This is a genomic window from Halomonas piscis (genome assembly GCF_031886125.1).
GTDB classification, from domain to species: domain Bacteria; phylum Pseudomonadota; class Gammaproteobacteria; order Pseudomonadales; family Halomonadaceae; genus Vreelandella; species Vreelandella piscis.
Genome location: NZ_CP119391.1, coordinates 2,267,120 through 2,283,778, shown reverse-complemented (window position 1 = coordinate 2,283,778; position 16,659 = coordinate 2,267,120). Strand labels below are relative to the sequence as shown.

At 65.2% G+C, this 16,659-nt stretch carries 16 protein-coding genes; 11 read left to right on the top strand and 5 right to left on the bottom strand.

Annotated features, from left to right (window positions below):
• Positions 1-3: 3 nt before the first annotated feature.
• Together lolB and P1P91_RS10690 are read right to left on the bottom strand one after the other, a co-directional pair.
• On the bottom strand, positions 4-654 hold the full coding sequence (gene lolB, locus P1P91_RS10695; RefSeq protein ID WP_311882519.1) for a lipoprotein insertase outer membrane protein LolB: 651 nt from the start codon (positions 652-654) through the stop codon (positions 4-6).
• Positions 655-705: 51 nt separating this feature from the next.
• A complete protein-coding gene (locus tag P1P91_RS10690; RefSeq protein WP_311882518.1) occupies positions 706-2,490 on the bottom strand; it encodes a tetratricopeptide repeat protein in 1,785 nt (594 codons plus the stop codon).
• Between the two features lie 210 nt (positions 2,491-2,700).
• On the opposite strand from P1P91_RS10690, the gene hemA reads away from it, so the two are divergent.
• The 6 genes from hemA to P1P91_RS10660 all read left to right on the top strand — a co-directional run bounded on the left by hemA (position 2,701) and on the right by P1P91_RS10660 (position 8,464).
• Positions 2,701-4,032 carry a glutamyl-tRNA reductase gene (hemA, locus tag P1P91_RS10685; protein WP_311882517.1) on the top strand — a complete coding sequence of 444 codons (1,332 nt, stop codon included), beginning with the start codon at positions 2,701-2,703 and terminating at the stop codon, positions 4,030-4,032.
• Positions 4,029-5,120 carry a peptide chain release factor 1 gene (gene prfA, locus P1P91_RS10680; protein ID WP_311882516.1) on the top strand — a complete coding sequence of 364 codons (1,092 nt, stop codon included), beginning with the start codon at positions 4,029-4,031 and terminating at the stop codon, positions 5,118-5,120. The genes hemA and prfA overlap by 4 nt, the downstream gene beginning before the upstream one ends.
• Complete coding sequence (prmC, locus tag P1P91_RS10675; protein WP_311882515.1) at positions 5,117-6,007, top strand: peptide chain release factor N(5)-glutamine methyltransferase; 891 nt, start codon at positions 5,117-5,119, stop codon at positions 6,005-6,007. The genes prfA and prmC overlap by 4 nt, the downstream gene beginning before the upstream one ends.
• 33 nt (positions 6,008-6,040) lie before the next feature.
• The gene (gene lrp, locus P1P91_RS10670; protein WP_311882513.1) at positions 6,041-6,532 is read left to right on the top strand and encodes a leucine-responsive transcriptional regulator Lrp; all 492 of its coding nucleotides are present in this window, start codon (positions 6,041-6,043) and stop codon (positions 6,530-6,532) included.
• 3 nt (positions 6,533-6,535) lie between these two features.
• Positions 6,536-7,288, top strand: a complete 753-nt coding sequence (locus tag P1P91_RS10665) for a HesA/MoeB/ThiF family protein (RefSeq protein ID WP_311882512.1) — start codon at positions 6,536-6,538, stop codon at positions 7,286-7,288.
• 141 nt (positions 7,289-7,429) lie between these two features.
• Positions 7,430-8,464: an IS110 family RNA-guided transposase gene (locus tag P1P91_RS10660; RefSeq protein ID WP_311882511.1), complete on the top strand. Its 1,035-nt coding sequence runs from the start codon at positions 7,430-7,432 to the stop codon at positions 8,462-8,464.
• A 472-nt stretch (positions 8,465-8,936) separates the two neighbouring features.
• Here P1P91_RS10660 and ahpF read toward each other — a convergent pair whose 3' ends face one another.
• Complete coding sequence (gene ahpF / locus P1P91_RS10655; protein ID WP_311882510.1) at positions 8,937-10,493, bottom strand: alkyl hydroperoxide reductase subunit F; 1,557 nt, start codon at positions 10,491-10,493, stop codon at positions 8,937-8,939.
• 229 nt (positions 10,494-10,722) lie between these two features.
• Positions 10,723-11,286 (bottom strand): alkyl hydroperoxide reductase subunit C, encoded by a 564-nt coding sequence (ahpC, locus tag P1P91_RS10650; RefSeq protein ID WP_311882509.1) that lies wholly within the window; start codon positions 11,284-11,286, stop codon positions 10,723-10,725.
• A gap of 432 nt (positions 11,287-11,718) precedes the next feature.
• Between ahpC and P1P91_RS10645 the strand changes: the two genes are divergently transcribed.
• Genes P1P91_RS10645 through P1P91_RS10630 form a run of 4 tightly spaced genes read left to right on the top strand, consistent with a single transcriptional unit; the run spans position 11,719 to position 15,783 of the window.
• Complete coding sequence (locus P1P91_RS10645; RefSeq protein WP_311882507.1) at positions 11,719-12,822, top strand: polyamine ABC transporter substrate-binding protein; 1,104 nt, start codon at positions 11,719-11,721, stop codon at positions 12,820-12,822.
• A 16-nt stretch (positions 12,823-12,838) separates the two neighbouring features.
• A complete protein-coding gene (gene potA / locus P1P91_RS10640; RefSeq protein WP_311882505.1) occupies positions 12,839-13,972 on the top strand; it encodes a polyamine ABC transporter ATP-binding protein in 1,134 nt (377 codons plus the stop codon).
• A 57-nt stretch (positions 13,973-14,029) separates the two neighbouring features.
• A complete protein-coding gene (locus P1P91_RS10635; RefSeq protein WP_311882503.1) occupies positions 14,030-14,956 on the top strand; it encodes an ABC transporter permease subunit in 927 nt (308 codons plus the stop codon).
• Positions 14,953-15,783, top strand: coding sequence for an ABC transporter permease subunit (locus P1P91_RS10630; protein ID WP_311882502.1), 831 nt, complete (start codon positions 14,953-14,955; stop codon positions 15,781-15,783). Before P1P91_RS10635 ends, P1P91_RS10630 begins: the two co-directional genes overlap by 4 nt.
• A 3-nt stretch (positions 15,784-15,786) precedes the next feature.
• Here the strand turns inward: P1P91_RS10630 and P1P91_RS10625 are convergent, their stop codons facing one another.
• Complete coding sequence (locus P1P91_RS10625) at positions 15,787-15,996, bottom strand: CPXCG motif-containing cysteine-rich protein (protein WP_311882501.1); 210 nt, start codon at positions 15,994-15,996, stop codon at positions 15,787-15,789.
• Between the two features lie 188 nt (positions 15,997-16,184).
• On the opposite strand from P1P91_RS10625, the gene P1P91_RS10620 reads away from it, so the two are divergent.
• Entirely contained in the window at positions 16,185-16,619 is a 435-nt protein-coding gene (locus tag P1P91_RS10620) for a DUF3617 domain-containing protein (protein ID WP_311882499.1), read from the top strand.
• Positions 16,620-16,659: the final 40 nt, after the last annotated feature.

The window sequence follows — 16,659 nt, the reverse complement described above, 5'->3', positions numbered from 1 at the left end:
CGATCAGTCGTCCGCGTCGGCGCTGCCGGCATCCGGGCGCGTCTGCCAGCGGTTGATGACCAGGGTGACGCGCATGTCGCCGTAGGCCAGCGCCAGCTTGCGCGGCAGCCACAGCTCGCCCGCCTGGGTCCAGTCGCGGTAGTCGATCTCCCAGCCGTTTTGCTCCAGGTGTGCAGGGAAGCCGAAGGCGTCGGTTTCCAGCCGATAGGTGTCGCGCTCGCCGGGCAGGCCGCGCACCCAGTAAGGCAGGTCGCGCACCGGCAGCGACCAGCCGAGCTGCTCTTCCATCAGCGCCTCGGGGGACTCGGCTTCAAAGCGGCCGTCGCCGTTGGTCAGGGTAAAGCGGCCTTCGCGGCCTTCGAGCACCGTGCGCCCGCCGCCGAAGGGACCGCTGACCAGCATGCGAAAATAGTGCGGGAACTGGTTCCAGTCGAGGTTGGCGCTCTGGCGCTCGTCGGGCGTGCGCAGCCCGGCCTTGCCCACCAGCGACCAGCGCTCGAGCGCCTGGATATCGGTCTGCTGGGCTTTCCAGTCGCCGCGGGCACGGCCGCTGTCATCAACGGGCGTTTGGGTGGCACACCCGGCCAGCAGGCCGGCGGCGACAAGGCCGGAAAGCAGTGGCAGGCGGGCGGTACGTGACAGGGTGCTGAGCATAAGGGGCTTCCTGTTGAGGTAAAAGCGTAAGAAACGGTGGCGGGCGCGGCGCTACGGCGCAAGCGCCGGGTGGCGCGCAAGCAGCTCGTCTAGCGCCGGGTGACGTTCGTGGCGCGCCAGCGCCCGGGCGATGATCCGGCGAGCGCGCGTGGTTTCATCCAGCGCGTAAAGCACTTCGGCCAGGTGCGCGGCTACCTCCTGGTCGGGCATGGCCTGATAGGCCTGCTCCAGCAAGGGCAGCGCCTTTTCCGGCTGACCCTGGCGAAAGTACACCCAGCCGAGGCTGTCCTGCACCGCGGGGTTGTCGGGCGCCAGCTCGTGGGCCCGCTCGACCAGCCGGCGGGCCTCGTCAAGGCGGTCGGGAACCTGCTCGTCGGCCCAGGTATAGCCCAGGGCGTTGAGCGCCATGACGTTGTCGGGGTCCTGCTTCAGCACCTGCTGAAGGTCGCGCTCCATGCCGGCGATATCGCCGTCTTGCCAGGCGCGCATGGCGCGGTGATACAGCAGCTCCTTGGCGTTCGGGGTGCGCTCGATGGCTTGGGCCAGCAGAGCGTCGGCCTCGGCGCTTTGGCCAAGCTCGTCGAGCAGCTCGACTTCCAGCATCAATAGTTCGCTGTCACGTTCGGTGAGGCGCCGGCGCTGGTTCTGGAGAAAGGCGCGGGCATCGGCCAGGCGGTCCGCGTCGATCAGCATGCGCGCCGCCGCGGCGCTGGCGGGCAAAAGCTCCTCCCCGCCGGTGACCTGGCGGTAGTTTTGAAGGGCGCTGTCGATATCGCCGGTGGCCTGGTCGGCCTTGCCCAGAAGAAAGTGGCCGGTAGCGGAAAGGTCGTCGCGGCCGGCCACAGGTTCGAGCAGCCGCCGGGCGGCGGCCGGCTGCTCTTCATCCAGATACAGCCGGGCCAGCGCTAGGCGCAGGTCGCGCCCGCCTTCGTGGCGCTCCAGCAGATCGCGCGTGTGCTGTTCGGCAGCGCCCACGTTGCCCAGACGAATATCGGCCTGAACCAGCAGCAGGGTAAAGCGGGCGTCTTCCGGGGCAAGCTCGAGCCCTTTTTGGGCGGCCTTGCGGGCGTCGCGGTAGTCGCCGCTGTCCAGCGCCAGCTGTGCCTGGGTTCGCCACAGGGCCGGAGCGTCGGCAATCAGAGGACGGGCCTGGGCCAGATGCGCGCGCGCCGCAGGGGCGTTGTCGCGGGCCTGTTCCAGCAGCGCGGCGGCCAGATGGGCGTCCCCCCGGCCTGCTTGGGGCAGAGGGTCGGCGGCATTCAGCGCGGCGTCCAGCCGGTCGAGCAGCGGCGACGGCGGAGCGCCTTCGGCAATGGCCTGGCCGGCCAGAGCGGCAAGCCGAGCCTCGTCGCCCCGGGCGGCAAGTCTCAGGCGCTGCTCGAGGGCGCTCTCCCAGTCGCCCTGCTCGGCGGCGAGGGCGGAGAGCAGACGGCCGGGCGTGGTGCTTGAGGGGTCCAGCGTCTGCCAGCGCGCCGCGGCGGTTTCAAGCAGCGAGGCGGAGTCGCTGAATCGCGCGGCAAAGGTGGCGCGCTCGGCAAGGGCGGGGTCGGCGTAGCGCTCGGCGGCCTCCAGGTAGCCCTGGGTAGCGTCGCGGTAGCGTCCGCGCTGGCCGGCCATTTCGGCGGTGAGCAGCGTCTCCAGTCCCTTGGCGTCCAGGCCTCGGGTAATGGGCGGGGCCGAGGCGAGGATGTCCTCGCCGGGAGGCTTGGCCGGCGGCGCGGTCTGGCAGCCGCCGAGCAGAGCGCCTGCCGCCAGCAGGGGCAGCAGCGACGCCGCGGGCGCGGCCTGAAGGGCGCGCGTCAGGGTGGCGCGAGTAGCGGTAGCGCGAAGTGGCATGCAGTTCTCGGTCAGTTTTCGATCCGTGGGCCGGGACGCTCAGCATAGCCCCTTGCCGGCCCGGGGCAAAGTGATGCGAGCCAGCGGCAAGGAAAAGCAGTAGGGGTAAGAGCCGTCACGGCTGTGATAGAATAGGCGCGCCAATCGACGTGCACTGGCAGCCACAAGGCCAGATGTCACGACCGACACACTAGTGAAGACGCACAACGCATGACGCTTCTTGCCCTGGGAATCAATCACCGTACCGCCACGGTTGCCGTGCGCGAGCAGGTCGCCTTTACGCCTGCGCAGCTGACGCAGGCGCTTGGTGAGCTGCGCTCGCTGCCGCAAATCCGCGAGGCGGCGGTGCTTTCCACCTGTAATCGTACCGAGCTTTACTGCGTGACCGACGCCGCGGGAGAGCCCGTTGTGCTTGACTGGCTGGGGCGTTTTCATCAGCTTAGCGTCGAGGACCTGACGCGCTGCGCCTACCATTACCTGGACAACGACGCTGCCCGCCACCTGATGCGCGTGGCGGTAGGGCTGGACTCCATGGTGCTCGGGGAGCCGCAGATTCTCGGCCAGCTCAAGGAAGCCTACCAGCAGGCGCGGGATTCGCGCGGGCTGGGCGGCGAGCTCGAGCGCCTGTTTCAGCACACCTTCGCCGTGGCCAAGCAGGTGCGTACCCAAACCGGTATCGGCAAGAACCCGGTGTCGGTGGCCTACGCGGCGGTGAGCATGGCCAGCCGCATCTTTGATGACTTCGGTCGCTCCCGGGCGCTGCTGATCGGCGCCGGCGAGACCGTCGAGCTGGTGGCCCGCCACCTGCACGAGGCCGGCGTGCGCCAGCTCACCGTGGCCAACCGTACCCGGGAGCGGGCCGAAAACGTTTCCGCGGCGCTGGGCGGCGAGGCCATCACCCTGCCGGAGATTCCCGACGCGCTGGAAAGCGCCGACATCGTGATTTCCTCCACCGCTTCGCCCTTGCCCATTCTGGGCAAGGGGATGATGGAGCGGGCGCTCAAGAACCGTCGACACCGCCCGGTGTTCATGGTGGATATTGCCGTGCCCCGGGATATCGAGCCCGAGGTGGGCGAGCTTGCCGACGTCTTTCTCTACACCGTGGATGACCTGGAAGTGGTCATTCAGGAAAATCGTCGCCATCGTCAGGTCGCCGCCGACCAGGCCGAGTCGCTGATCGAGCACGGCGTGGGCAGCTGGCTTCACGAGCGCCGCATTCGCAGCGGCGGCCAGCTGATCCAGACCTACCGCGAGCAGGGGGAGGCGCTGCGCGATCTCTCCCGGGACCAGGCGCTGGCGCGCCTGGCCCGGGGCGAAGACCCCGCCGAGATCATCGAGCGGCTGGCCTATCAGCTTACCAACCGGCTGATGCACCGGCCGACCCAGGCGATTCGCGATGCCGCCTCCGAGGAGGATCACGCCGTATTGCACGCGGCGCCGAGGCTATTGTTGCCGCCCAAGCCCGCCTTTGAAACTCACGACAAGGCCGCTGCGCCCCGCAAGGCAGAGGCGCCTCGCCAGAAGGATGAAACCCTCGTATGAAAGAAACGCTGCGCCACCGCCTGGACGGCTTTGTCGAACGTTTCGAGGAGCTGGCCATGCTGCTCGCCGACCCCGATGTGATCACCGACCAGCCGCGCTTTCGTGACTATTCCCGGGAATACGCCGAGCTCGAGGACCTGGTGGCCGCCTGGCAGCGCTACCGCGGCATCGAAGGCGATATTCAGGCCGCCGAGGCCATGCGCCACGACAGCGACGCCGAAATGCGCGAGCTGGCCGAGATGGAGATCGACGACGGACGCGAGCGGCTGGCAGCGCTGGAAGATGAACTCAAGCGCCTGCTGGTGCCCAGAGACCCCGACGACGACAGCAACGTGTTTCTGGAAGTGCGCGCCGGTACCGGCGGCGACGAGGCGGCGCTGTTTGCTGGCGATCTGTTTCGCATGTATTCGCGCTATGCCGAGCAGCACGGCTGGCGGGTGGCTGTGGTCAGCGCCAACCACGGCGAGATGGGCGGCTATAAAGAGATCATTGCCCGGGTCCGGGGCGACGGCGTTTACGCCCGGCTCAAGTTCGAGTCCGGCGCCCACCGGGTGCAGCGCGTGCCGGCCACCGAGTCCCAGGGGCGCGTACATACTTCGGCCTGCACCGTGGCGGTGATGCCCGAGGTGGAAGACGTCGGCGAGATCGACATCAATCCGGCCGATCTGCGCGTGGATACCTTTCGCGCCAGCGGCGCCGGCGGCCAGCACGTCAACACCACCGACTCGGCCGTGCGCATTACCCACCTGCCCACCGGCGTGGTGGTCGAGTGCCAGGAAGAGCGCAGCCAGCACAAGAACCGGGCCAAGGCGATGTCGCATCTGGCCTCTCGGCTCAAGCAGAACGCGCTGGACGAGCAGCGCCAGCAGCAGGCCGACGCGCGCCGCTCGCTGGTCGGCACCGGGGATCGCAGCGACCGCATTCGCACCTATAACTTCCCCCAGAGCCGGATCACCGACCACCGCATCAACCTGACGCTTTACAAGCTCAACGAAGTGGTCAACGGCGAGCAGCTGGATGAAGTGATCAACCCGCTGATTCACGAATACCAGGCTGACCAGCTGGCCGCGCTTCAGGGCAGCGAGTGATTCTGGAGGAGAGCGCGCGCCGAGCCGCCCGGCGCCTTGAAGAGGCCGGCTCGCCGACCCCCCGGCTGGACGCCGAAGCGCTGCTGCTTCACGTCATCGGCTGTAACCGCACCTGGCTATATACCTGGGGAGACAGCACCTGGGGAGCCTGGGGGGAGAGCACGCAGGGCAGCGCCACCGGCGCCCGCTGGCACCGGGCGCGCTTTGACGCCCTGGTTGCCGCTCGGGCCCAGGGCTGGCCGGTGGCGTACCTCACCGACGAGCGCGAGTTCTGGGGGCTGAGTCTGGCCACCTCGCCGGGCACGCTGATCCCCCGGCCGGATACCGAAACCCTGGTCGAAGCCGCTCTTGAGCACGCCGCCGCCCCCGCCGGCCGGCTGTTGGACATGGGCACCGGCACCGGCGCGGTGGCGCTGGCGTTTGCAAGCGAATGCCCGGGGTGGCAGGTTGTCGGCGTGGATATCCGTACGGAGGCCGTCGCCCTTGCTCGGCGCAACGCCGCTGCGCTCGGGCTGGGCAACGCCCGCTTTATCCACAGCGACTGGTTTGAGGCCCTGGAGCGCGAGGCCGAGCCGGCGTTCGCCCTGATCGTTGCCAACCCGCCGTACATTGCCGATAACGATCCGCATCTGGCGCGGGGCGACGTGCGCTTCGAACCGCGCTCGGCGCTGGTCGCCGGGGAGGCGGGCTACGCCGACCTGCGCTTTCTGGTAGATCGCGCCCGCGACTTTCTGGCCCCGGGCGGCTGGCTTGCGCTGGAGCACGGCCATACCCAGGCCGCCGATGTGCGCGCTATGCTTGGCCGGGCCGGCTACGCCCGCGTGGCAAGCGTGCGGGATCTGGGCGGCCACGAACGCGTCAGCCTGGGGCAGCACTCCGCTGCCTGACTGCCATTTCTGTTAACGCGATGGGATCCTGCCATGAAAGCCAAGCACAAGACGCTGGACCGTATCGACCTGAATATCCTGCGCTGCCTGCAGGAAAACGCGCGCATTTCCTACGTCGACCTGGCCGCTCGGGTGGGGCTTTCCACGACGCCCTGCCTGGAGCGCGTCAAGCGCCTGGAGCGTACCGGGGTGATCCGCGGCTACCAGGCCCTGCTCGACCCGCGCGCGCTGCACGCCGATCTGCTGGTGTTTGTGGAAATCAGCCTGGAAAGCCAGACGCCGGCGGTGTTTGACGAGTTTCGCCGAGCGGTGGAAAAACTGCCCCAGATCCAGGAGTGCCACCTGGTCTCCGGCCAGTTCGACTATATCCTGAAGTGCCGGATTGCCGAAATGTCGGCCTACCGCCAGCTGCTGGGCGACGTGGTACTGACGCTGCCCGGGGTGAAAGAGTCCAAAAGCTACGTGGTGATGGAAGAGGTCAAGGAAAGCTTCAGCCTGCCGCTCGATGACCTGGAGGGAAAATAACTCATGATGGATGATCAGGCGCTACTGCGCTACAGCCGTCAGATCATGCTGCCCGAGGTGGAGATAGGCGGGCAGCAGCGCCTGCTGGACGCCCACGCGGTGATTATCGGCGCCGGCGGGCTGGGCTCCCCGGCGGGCATGTACCTGGCCGCCATGGGGGTTGGGCGGCTGACTCTGGTCGACGCCGACGAGGTGGAGCTTTCCAACCTTCAGCGCCAGATCGCCCACGGCCAGGCGGACCTGGGGCGCAACAAGGCCGAGTCCGCCAGAACGAGCTTTTCCGCCCTCAACCCCGGCTGCGAGATCACTGCCATCAATGACCACCTGCTGGGAGAGGCCTTGAAGGAGGTCGTGGCCACGGCGGACGTGGTGCTCGACTGCACCGACCGCTTTTCCAGCCGCTACGCGATCAACGCCGCCAGCCGGGCCACCGGCGTGCCGTTGGTCTCGGGGGCTGCGATCCGCTTTTCCGGCCAGGTGGCGGTCTTTGACCCCCGGGACCCCGAGTGCCCCTGCTACGCCTGCCTCTATCCGCCGGACGACAGCGACGACGAAGCCATGACCTGCGCGGAAAACGGCGTCATGGCGCCGCTGGTGGGCCTGATCGGCACCTTCCAGGCAGTGGAAACCTTCAAGCTTTTGAGCGGTGCCGGCCAGGTGCACCGGGGACTTGCCACCTTTGACGCTCTGCGCGGGCAGTGGCGGCAGTTCAGGCTGCCAAGAGACCCGGAATGCCCGGTGTGTCGTGGGCGTTAGCAGGTGCCGTGGCCCTGTTTTGGCACTAAGTTGAATCTTGGGTGGGAAATGGGATGGACCCGTCCTTCTGTGCCAAGCTGGATATGACATCTAGCTAGCAGTGCACAGAACACTGACGGCATCTGAAAGGAGGGCCCATCCATGAAACAGATTAGCATTGTCGGCATTGACCTGGCCAAACACGTTTTTCAGTTGCACGCCGCCGATGCGCGCGGCCATAACATCTTTAACAAGCAGGTTAAGCGTGATCAGCTGCGGCTCACGCTGGCCCAGCTGCCGCCTTGCCGCATCGCCATGGAGGCGTGCGGCTCGGCCCATTATTGGGCACGCGAAATTCGCGCCCTGGGCCATGAGGCAGAACTACTGCCGCCGCAGGCGGTCAAGCCCTTCGTGCTGGGCCACAAGAATGATGCACGCGATGCCGCGGCTATCGCCGAGGCCGCAGCACGCCCGGCGACGCCTCGGGTGACGATCAAGACAGAAGCGCAACAATCCCTGCAAGCGGTGCACCGGGTGCGCAGCCGGTTAGTGCGCGAGCGCACTGCCATCGGCAATGAGCTGCGCGGCCTACTGGGAGAGTTTGGCCTGATCGTGTCGCAAGGGCATGCGGTAATACGCCAAGGTGTGATCCGTGAACGCCTGGACGAGCAACGGGCGCGGCTGGGTGAAGAACTCTACACCCTGCTGAACGACCTGCTCGACCAGTGGCTCGAGAACGATGCGCGGATCGCGCGCTATGACAAGCGGCTGCAGCGACAGGCCAAAGCGTCAGCCGACATGCAGCGGCTGATGAGTCTGCCCGGCATCGGCCCGATCAACGCCACGCTGTTGTTCAGCCACCTGGGCGATCCGGCACGGTTTCCCAACGGGCGTCAGTTCAGCGCCTCGTTAGGGCTAGTGCCACGCCAGCATTCCAGTGGTGGCCGCCATCAGTTAATGGGTATCACCAAACGCGGCAATGGCGAGGTTCGACGGCAGCTGGTGCACGGTGCCCGCGCGGCATTACGCCAGTTTCAGCGCCAGGAACAGCCCGACCGGCTGTCCCGCTGGGCCTGCTCATTAGCGGCGCGTCTTGGACAACGCAAGGCCATTGTGGCCCTGGCAAACAAGATGGCGCGGATTTGCTGGTCGCTATTGGCCCATGAGCGCCGCTACCAGCCGCAGGAGGCCGCTTAATGATACCGAATAAACAGGCGAGATCGTTCAGCATACGATAAGTTACCCAACCCCGAGGTTGCGCAGGCGAGATGCTTCGATGGCATAACGGGTCAGACCGACTCTCTGTCACTCTGTGAAGTGCGCAGGCCCATGGCGAGGCCGAGTGGGAGATCAGAGCAGAGAGCGCGTATTCCATCAGGGCCAGGCACCGCAGGTGCCACCAACAGGCCGGATATAAGCGTGCAGTCCTCACCTTTATGCGTGGTTGCTTCTAGCTTGCACAACAGGACGGGTCCATATAAGCGCACTTCAGTGCGCGAATGCTGTGTCGTGGCGGTATCTTCGCGCAATAAATTGCGCTCCCACCATGCAGCAAGTCCATGCTGCCGATATCGGGATAAAAGACCACCATGCAGCTGATGCAGGCATAAAAAAACCCGCCTTGCGGCGGGTTTTGTGATTCAGCGACGCGTGATCCGCTGCGAATCATTCAGTTACGGATAATGAAGTCGAACGCGCCCAGCGCGGCGTTGGCGCCTTCGCCCATGGCGATGACGATCTGCTTGTAGGGCACGGTAGTGACGTCGCCGGCGGCGAAGATGCCGGGCACCGAGGTCATGCCCTTGTCGTCGGTGATGATTTCGCCGTGGGCGCTCATTTCCACCGGCGAGCCCTTGAGCCACTCGGTGTTGGGCACGAGGCCGATCTGCACAAAAACCCCTTCAAGCTCGACGTGGTGGGTTTCGTCGGTGTTGCGGTCCTTGTAGGTCAAGCCGTTGACCCGGCTGCCGTCGCCGGTGATTTCGGTCGTCTGGGCGCTGAGCAGAATGTCCACGTTGGGCAGACTTTCGAGCTTTTCCTGCAGCACCGCATCGGCGCGCATTTCGCCCATGAACTCGATCAGGGTAACGTGGCCGACGATGCCGGCAAGGTCAATGGCCGCTTCGACCCCGGAGTTGCCGCCGCCGATCACCGCCACGTGCTTGCCCTTGAACAGCGGGCCGTCGCAGTGGGGGCAGTAGGCCACGCCCTTGTTGCGGTATTCGCTCTCGCCGGGGACGTTGATCTCGCGCCAGCGGGCGCCGGTGGCCAGCACCAGGGTCTTGCTCTTGAGCGTGGCGCCGGACTCGAAGGTGACTTCGTGCAGGCCGCCTTCGTTTTCCGCCGGGGTCAGCTTGACCGCCCGCTGCAGGTTCATGATGTCCACGTCGTAGTCCTTGACGTGTTCTTCCATGGCGGTGACCAGCTTGGGGCCTTCGGTCTTGGAGACCGAGATGAAGTTTTCGATCCCCAGGGTATCGGCGACCTGGCCGCCAAAGCGCTCGGCGGCAAGGCCGGTGCTGATGCCCTTGCGCGCGGCGTAGATGGCCGCCGCGGCGCCGGCCGGACCGCCGCCGATCATCAGCGTATCGAAGGCTGCCTTTTCGTTCATCTTCTGCGCTTCGCGCTCGGCCGCGCCGGTGTCCACCTTGGCCAGTATCTGCTCCAGGCTCATGCGGCCCTGATCGAAAGGCTCGCCGTTCAAGTAGACGTTGGGCACCGACATGATCTCGCGCTCGTCGACTTCCTGCTTGTGGACGGCGCCGTCGATGGCCACGTGGCGAATCCGGGGGTTGTAGATCGCCATCAGGTTGAGCGCCTGGACCACGTCCGGGCAGTTTTGGCAGGAGAGCGAGAAGTAGGTCTCGAACTCCATGTCGGCGTCCAGGGACTTGATCTGCTCCAGGGTTTCGTCGGAGACCTTGGGCGGATGGCCGCCGACCTGCAGCAGCGCCAGCACCAGAGAGGTGAACTCGTGGCCCAGGGGAATGCCGGCAAACACCACGCCGGTGTCTTCGCCCGGGCGGTTGATGGCAAACGACGGTTTGCGCGCGTCGGTGCCGTCGGTCGAGAGGGTAATCTTGTCGCTCAGGCCGCTGATTTCTTCCAGCAGCTCGGCAAGCTCCTGAGACTTGGCGCCGTCGTCGAGGGAGGCTAGAAGCTCGAACGGCTGAGTCACTTTTTCCAGATAGGCCTTGAGCTGCTGTTTCAGGTTGTCATCCAACATGTCGATCGCTTCCTCACAGTCGCTGACGGTGCGTCATAAGGGATGAAACGGGCACGAGGCGTCGCACGCGACGCGGACAACGCGGCCGATTCATGGGGTTCGGGTATCAGGGAGACCTGGCGGTCCGGGCTTGGGTTTGGGCTCGCTTGGCCCTCGGGGCACAAACCCAAGCCCGCCGTGACGGGTGGGGCACCCGGGCCGGACCCGGGTGCCGAAGGCGCAGGTCGGTTTAGATCTTGCCGACCAGGTCCAGCGACGGGGCCAGGGTTTCTTCGCCTTCTTCCCACTTCGCCGGGCAAACCTCGTTGGGGTTGGCGCGGACGTACTGGGCGGCTTTCACCTTGCGCAGCAGCTCTTCGGCGTTACGGCCGATGTTGCCGGCGTTGAGCTCGATGATCTGGATCTTGCCGTCCGGATCGACCACGAAGGTGCCGCGCTCGGCGACGCCGTCTTCCTCGATCAGCACTTCGAAGTTGTGCGAGACGGTGTGCGTCGGGTCGGCGAGCATCGGATACTGCAGCTTGCCGATGGTCTCAGAGCTGTCATGCCAGGCCTTGTGGGTGAAGTGGGTGTCGGTGGAAACGCTGTAGATTTCCACGCCCAGCTTCTTGAACTCCTCGTAGCGGTCGGCCAGATCGCCAAGCTCGGTGGGGCAGACGAAGGTGAAGTCCGCCGGGTAGAAGAAGAAGATGGACCACTGACCCTTGAGGTTCTCTTCGCTGACGTCGACGAATTCGCCGTTGAGGTAGGCAGTGGCTTTAAACGGCTTCACTTCGGTATTGATCAAGGACATAAAACATCTCCTGTTGATGTCGGTTGCTTCAGCGGGTGTTGCCAAGCTGGTGATTCATACCCTAACCCTTGCCGCTCGATTAATAAAATTGAGAAAAATCATAAATCGTAATAGCTATAAGCTATCCTTGCGGTCGGGGAAACGGTGCCGTGCGGCGGGTGCCAGGCCGCCAGCGAACGGGCTTGAAGCGCAAAAAGTCGGTAATGTGGGTATTGGGCTAGGCGGCAGCGTCTTGGCAAAAGGCCGCCGCCAGACAAGGACGTGGGGGCCATGTTGGCCAAATGCAAGTTTTTTGCCGGCAGGCGCTTGCGATGAGCCTAGCCTGACCGCAAAATTCGCTAGTCTGCCAGTGGGGGAGCCTGCCGGGAGGCAACAGCCGCTGGGCCTATCAATGGCGAGTCTGTAAAAATGTACAACAAGGGGGCGAGTTTCATGGGGCGACTGCACACACTACCGCTTAAGGCGGCAGCGCTTGTCTGTACCGTGGCGGCGATGCCCGCTCAGGCCGACGAGGTACGCATCTACAACTGGTCGGACTATATCGCGCCGGACACGCTGGAAGAGTTTACCCGGGAGACCGGCATCGACGTGACCTACGACGTGTTCGACAGCAACGAAGTGCTGGATGCCGCACTGCTGGCCGGGCGTTCGGGCTACGACGTGGTGGTGCCGTCCAATCACTATCTGAGTCGCCAGCTCGGCGCCGGCGTCTATCAAGAGCTTGACCATGACCAGCTGCCCAATCTGGAAAACCTCGACACCAGGCTACTCGACGAGCTCGAGGAGGTTGACCCCGGCAGCCGCTACTCGGTGCCTTACATGTGGGGCACCAACGGCATCGGCTATAACGTCGACCGGGTCACCGAGATACTGGGCGACGACGCCCCGCTCGACAGCTGGGCGCTCTTGTTCGACCCCGAGGTGACCGGGGCGCTTGATGACGCCGGCTGCGGCATCGCCATGCTCGACTCCGCCGACGAGATGATCTCGCCGGCCATGGCCTATATCGGCCTGGACCCGCGCAGCAACGACGTGGATGACCTCAAGGCCGGCGGCGACGTCATCGCCAAGGTGCGCAACGACGTCACCTATTTCCACTCCTCGCGCTACATCGGCGACCTGGCCAACGGCGATATCTGCGTGGCGGCGGGCTACTCCGGCGACGTCTTCCAGGCCGCCGAGCGCGCCGAGGAGGCCGGGCGCGACTTCGACATTGCCTACACCATTCCCAAGGAGGGTGCGGCGCTGTGGTTCGACATGATGGCGATTCCCGCCGACGCGCCCAATCCGGAAAGCGCTCACGCCTTTATCAACTTCATTCTCAAGCCCGAGATCGCCGCCGAGATCACCGAGTACGTGCACTACGCCAATCCCAACGCCGCGGCCGACGACTTCCTGCCCGAGGACATTCTCGACGACCCGGCGATTTATCCGAGCGACGACGTCATGGACAAGCTCTACGTGGCCAACGAAAAGCCCCGGGACGTGCAGCGCGCCCGCACGCGCATCTGGAACCGGGTAAAATCCGGCCGCTGAGCCAGGAGGGAAGGGCATGACGACGCCTGCTGCCGCCGCGGGCAAGACGCCGCGGTTTGCCGAAGAGACCGTGCTCGATATTCGGCGTCTGACGCGACGCTTTGACGACGTGGTGGCGGTGGACGACGTCAACCTCCGGGTCAGGCGCGGCGAGATCTTTGCCCTGCTGGGCGGATCAGGGTCGGGCAAGTCGACGCTGCTGCGCATGCTGGCGGGCTTCGAGACGCCAAGCGACGGGCGTATTCTGCTCGACGGCACCGACATTACCCGCCTGCCGCCGTACCGCCGGCCGATCAACATGATGTTCCAGTCCTACGCGCTGTTTCCGCATCTGAGCGTGGAGCGGAACATCGCCTTCGGTCTCAAGCAGGACCGGCTGCCCAGAGCCGAAATTCGCGAGCGGGTCGCCAAAATGCTCAGGCTTGTCCATATGGAGCGCTTTGCCCGGCGCAAGCCGGCCCAGCTCTCCGGCGGCCAGCGACAGCGGGTGGCGCTGGCGCGTTCGCTGGCCAAGCGTCCGCGACTGCTGCTCCTTGACGAACCCATGGGCGCGCTGGACAAGAAGCTGCGCACCGAAATGCAGCTTGAGGTGGTGGAAATCATCGAGCAGGTGGGGGTGACCTGCATCATGGTGACCCACGACCAGGAAGAGGCCATGACCATGGCCGACCGCGTCGGGGTCATGGCCGACGGCTGGATCGAGCAGGTGGGCTCGCCGGTGGATATCTACGAAAGCCCGGCAAGCCGCACGGTGGCGGAATTCATCGGCACGCTCAACCTTGTGGAAGGCGAAATCGAGGTAGACGCCGCCGACCACTGCCTGATTGCAAGCCCGGCCCTTGAGCGCCCGCTTTATATCGATCACGGGGTAACCACCCAGGCCGCCGAGCGCCGAGTCTGGGCCGGGCTGCGCCCGGAAAAGGTCTGGCTTACCCGCCAGCGTCCCGACACGCCCTACAATTGGGAAGCGGGCGAGGTGGAGGATATTGCCTATCTCGGCGGGTTTTCGCTTTACTACGTGCGCACCGCAAAAGGTACGCTGTTCAAGGTGAGCATGGCCAACACCGAACGCCGCGGCGACCGACCCACCTGGGAGGATGCGGTGTACGTCTACTGGGAAGACCACAGCACCATCGTGCTGAATCGCTAGTTCGGCCGTCGGCCTTTTGCCATCGCCCCGGCTTTACCATCTGGAGTGACGCCGCCCATGTCCTTGCGCGCCCGACTTGCCTTTTTATCCGCCGCCCGGCCGGGGCGCTTGTCGCTCGGGCGCCGGGCGGTGATAGCGCTTCCGCTTGTCTGGCTTGCGCTGTTTTTCCTGCTGCCGTTTGCGCTGGTGCTGAAGATCAGCCTGTCCGAGGCGGCGATCAGCGTGCCGCCCTACGCGCCGCTTGCCGAGTACGTCGACGGCACGCTGCAGGTGTTTCTCGACCTGGGCAACTATCTGTTTGTCCTCGGCGACTCGCTTTACGCGGCGGCCTACTGGGGGTCGGTGAAGACGGCGTTTCTGGCCACGCTTGCGTGCCTGCTGCTGGGCTATCCCATGGCCTGGGCCATGGCTCGAGCTCGGCCGCGCGCCCAGCTGGTCTTGCTGCTATTGGTGATGCTGCCGTCCTGGACGTCGTTTCTGATCCGCATCTATGCCTGGATGGGGATTTTGAGCAATAGCGGACTTGCCAACCAGCTGCTGCTGGGGCTTGGTCTGATCGACGCGCCGCTGCGCCTGCTCAACACCCGCTTTGCGGTGATCGTGGGCATTGTCTATGCCTATCTGCCGTTCATGGTGCTGCCGCTTTACGCTCACTTGAACCGGCTGGACATGACCCTTTGGGAGGCGGCGTCGGATCTTGGCTCCCGGCGCTTCAACACCTTCATGACGGTGACGCTGCCGCTGTCTGCCGGCGGCATCGTGGCGGGCTGCCTGCTGGTGTTCATTCCGGCGGTGGGTGAGTTCGTCATCCCCGAGCTTCTCGGCGGCCCGGACACGCTGATGATCGGCAAGGTGCTGTGGGACGAGTTCTTTCTCAACCGCGACTGGCCGGTGGCGGCGGCGCTGGCCACCATCATGCTGGGGCTGCTGGTGATTCCGCTGATGCTCTTTCACCGCCATCAGTCCCGGGAGCTGGCCTCATGAGACGGCTGCCTTCCTTCAGCGGCGCCGCGCTGGCGCTGGGGCTTGTGTTTCTCTATCTGCCCATGGCGGTGCTGGTGGCGTATTCGTTCAACGTCTCGAGCCTGGTAACCGTATGGGCGGGGTTCTCGACGAAATGGTACGGCGAGCTTTTCCGCGACGAGCAGATCCTCGCGGCGGTGTGGACCAGCTTCAAGGTGGCGTTTTTTGCCGCCGGCATGGCGGTGTGCCTGGGAACCCCGGCCGCGCTTGCCATGACCCGGTTCGGGCGCTTTCGCGGCAGGACCATGCTTGCCAGCATGGTCACCGCGCCGCTGGTGATGCCCGAAGTCATCACCGGGCTTTCGCTGCTTTTGCTGTTTGTGCAGATGGCCGCGCTGACCGGCTGGCCGGCGGATCGCGGCATGGTCACCATCTGGATTGCCCATACCACCTTTTGCAGCGCCTACGTGGCGGTGGTGGTGGCGGCGCGGCTGCGCGAGGTTGACCGCTCCATCGAGGAGGCCGCCATGGACCTGGGTTCGCCGCCGGCGAAGACGTTTTTTACCGTCACCCTGCCGATCATCTCGCCGGCGCTGATCGCCGGCTGGCTGCTGGCGTTTACCCTGTCGCTGGACGATCTGGTCGTCGCCAGCTTTGTCTCCGGCCCCGGGGCCAACACCCTGCCCATGGTGGTATTTTCTTCGGTGCGCCTGGGAGTGTCGCCCAAGATCAACGCCCTTGCCACGCTGATCATCCTCGCGGTATCCCTTGCCACCCTGGTGGCCTGGTACCTCATGCGCCGCGGGGAGAAAAAGCGCCGGGCGGGCCTTGTGCGCACCGGCGACTGAGCGTTACAGCACGTCGTCGTCGCGCCCGGTGCGCACGCTTTCGAGCTCGCCGCTGAACGGCGATACCACCACTTCGACCAGGATCGGGGCGCAGCACTGGTGGCAGTCTTCCCAGGTGGTATGGCTGCCCTGGGAAGCGTCGATTGCAAAGGTCAGGGGGCTGGCGCAGTAGGGGCAGTAAAACCCGTGTTCGATCAGGGCATCGTCGTGCATGACAACCTCCATGAAAGGGGCAAAAACGGCGCTCGGGTAAAAAAAGCAAACCTCGGGGAAAGCATGGCCGGCTCGCCGCCGCAGGCGGGCAGTCGCGGCCGGATTGGGGTAGGATGGCACCCTGTGGGCTTTTCCCAAGCTCTGTTTCCAGCCACACTGCCACGTTTTTATCCGGGAGTCAGATGACCATGAACATGAAGATGCTAGCCGCCGCCGTCGTTTTCGCGCTGCCCCTCGCCGCTCAGGCCGAGACCCCCGATATCAAGCCCGGCCAGTGGGAGTTCACCAGCGTCACCAACGTCGAGGGCGACGTGGACATGCCCGAGCGCACCGATACCGATAGCCAGTGCATCACTGCCGAAGACCTGGAAAGCGCGGATTTTGGCTTTATCGAGGAGGAAGAAGGCTGCGAGCTGCTTGACCAGGACATCCGCGCCGACGGACTGAGCTACTCCATGGCCTGCCACGCCGACGACGGCGAAGCCATGATCGACGGTGAAATGCGCTTCATGGGCGAGCGCATCGAGGGCGATATCGAGATCGACACCGAGTCCGACATCGGCCAGATGACCATGCACACCGAGATTGAAGGCAGCTACCAGGGCGAGTGCCAGGACGGATAACGCCGCTTCGCCCTCAGCGCTGACGCGCCACGACGAGAAG

Bases quoted from the DNA above. Each gene is read 5' to 3' on its own strand.
- lolB (WP_311882519.1), bottom strand. From the start codon at position 654: ATGCTCAGCACCCTGTCACGTACCGCCCGCCTGCCACTGCTTTCCGGC.
- P1P91_RS10690 (WP_311882518.1), bottom strand. From the start codon at position 2,490: ATGCCACTTCGCGCTACCGCTACTCGCGCCACCCTGACGCGCGCCCTT.
- hemA (WP_311882517.1), top strand. From the start codon at position 2,701: ATGACGCTTCTTGCCCTGGGAATCAATCACCGTACCGCCACGGTTGCC.
- prfA (WP_311882516.1), top strand. From the start codon at position 4,029: ATGAAAGAAACGCTGCGCCACCGCCTGGACGGCTTTGTCGAACGTTTC.
- lrp (WP_311882513.1), top strand. From the start codon at position 6,041: ATGAAAGCCAAGCACAAGACGCTGGACCGTATCGACCTGAATATCCTG.
- P1P91_RS10665 (WP_311882512.1), top strand. From the start codon at position 6,536: ATGATGGATGATCAGGCGCTACTGCGCTACAGCCGTCAGATCATGCTG.
- P1P91_RS10660 (WP_311882511.1), top strand. From the start codon at position 7,430: ATGAAACAGATTAGCATTGTCGGCATTGACCTGGCCAAACACGTTTTT.
- ahpF (WP_311882510.1), bottom strand. From the start codon at position 10,493: ATGTTGGATGACAACCTGAAACAGCAGCTCAAGGCCTATCTGGAAAAA.
- ahpC (WP_311882509.1), bottom strand. From the start codon at position 11,286: ATGTCCTTGATCAATACCGAAGTGAAGCCGTTTAAAGCCACTGCCTAC.
- P1P91_RS10645 (WP_311882507.1), top strand. From the start codon at position 11,719: ATGGGGCGACTGCACACACTACCGCTTAAGGCGGCAGCGCTTGTCTGT.
- potA (WP_311882505.1), top strand. From the start codon at position 12,839: ATGACGACGCCTGCTGCCGCCGCGGGCAAGACGCCGCGGTTTGCCGAA.
- P1P91_RS10635 (WP_311882503.1), top strand. From the start codon at position 14,030: ATGTCCTTGCGCGCCCGACTTGCCTTTTTATCCGCCGCCCGGCCGGGG.
- P1P91_RS10630 (WP_311882502.1), top strand. From the start codon at position 14,953: ATGAGACGGCTGCCTTCCTTCAGCGGCGCCGCGCTGGCGCTGGGGCTT.
- P1P91_RS10625 (WP_311882501.1), bottom strand. From the start codon at position 15,996: ATGCACGACGATGCCCTGATCGAACACGGGTTTTACTGCCCCTACTGC.
- P1P91_RS10620 (WP_311882499.1), top strand. From the start codon at position 16,185: ATGAACATGAAGATGCTAGCCGCCGCCGTCGTTTTCGCGCTGCCCCTC.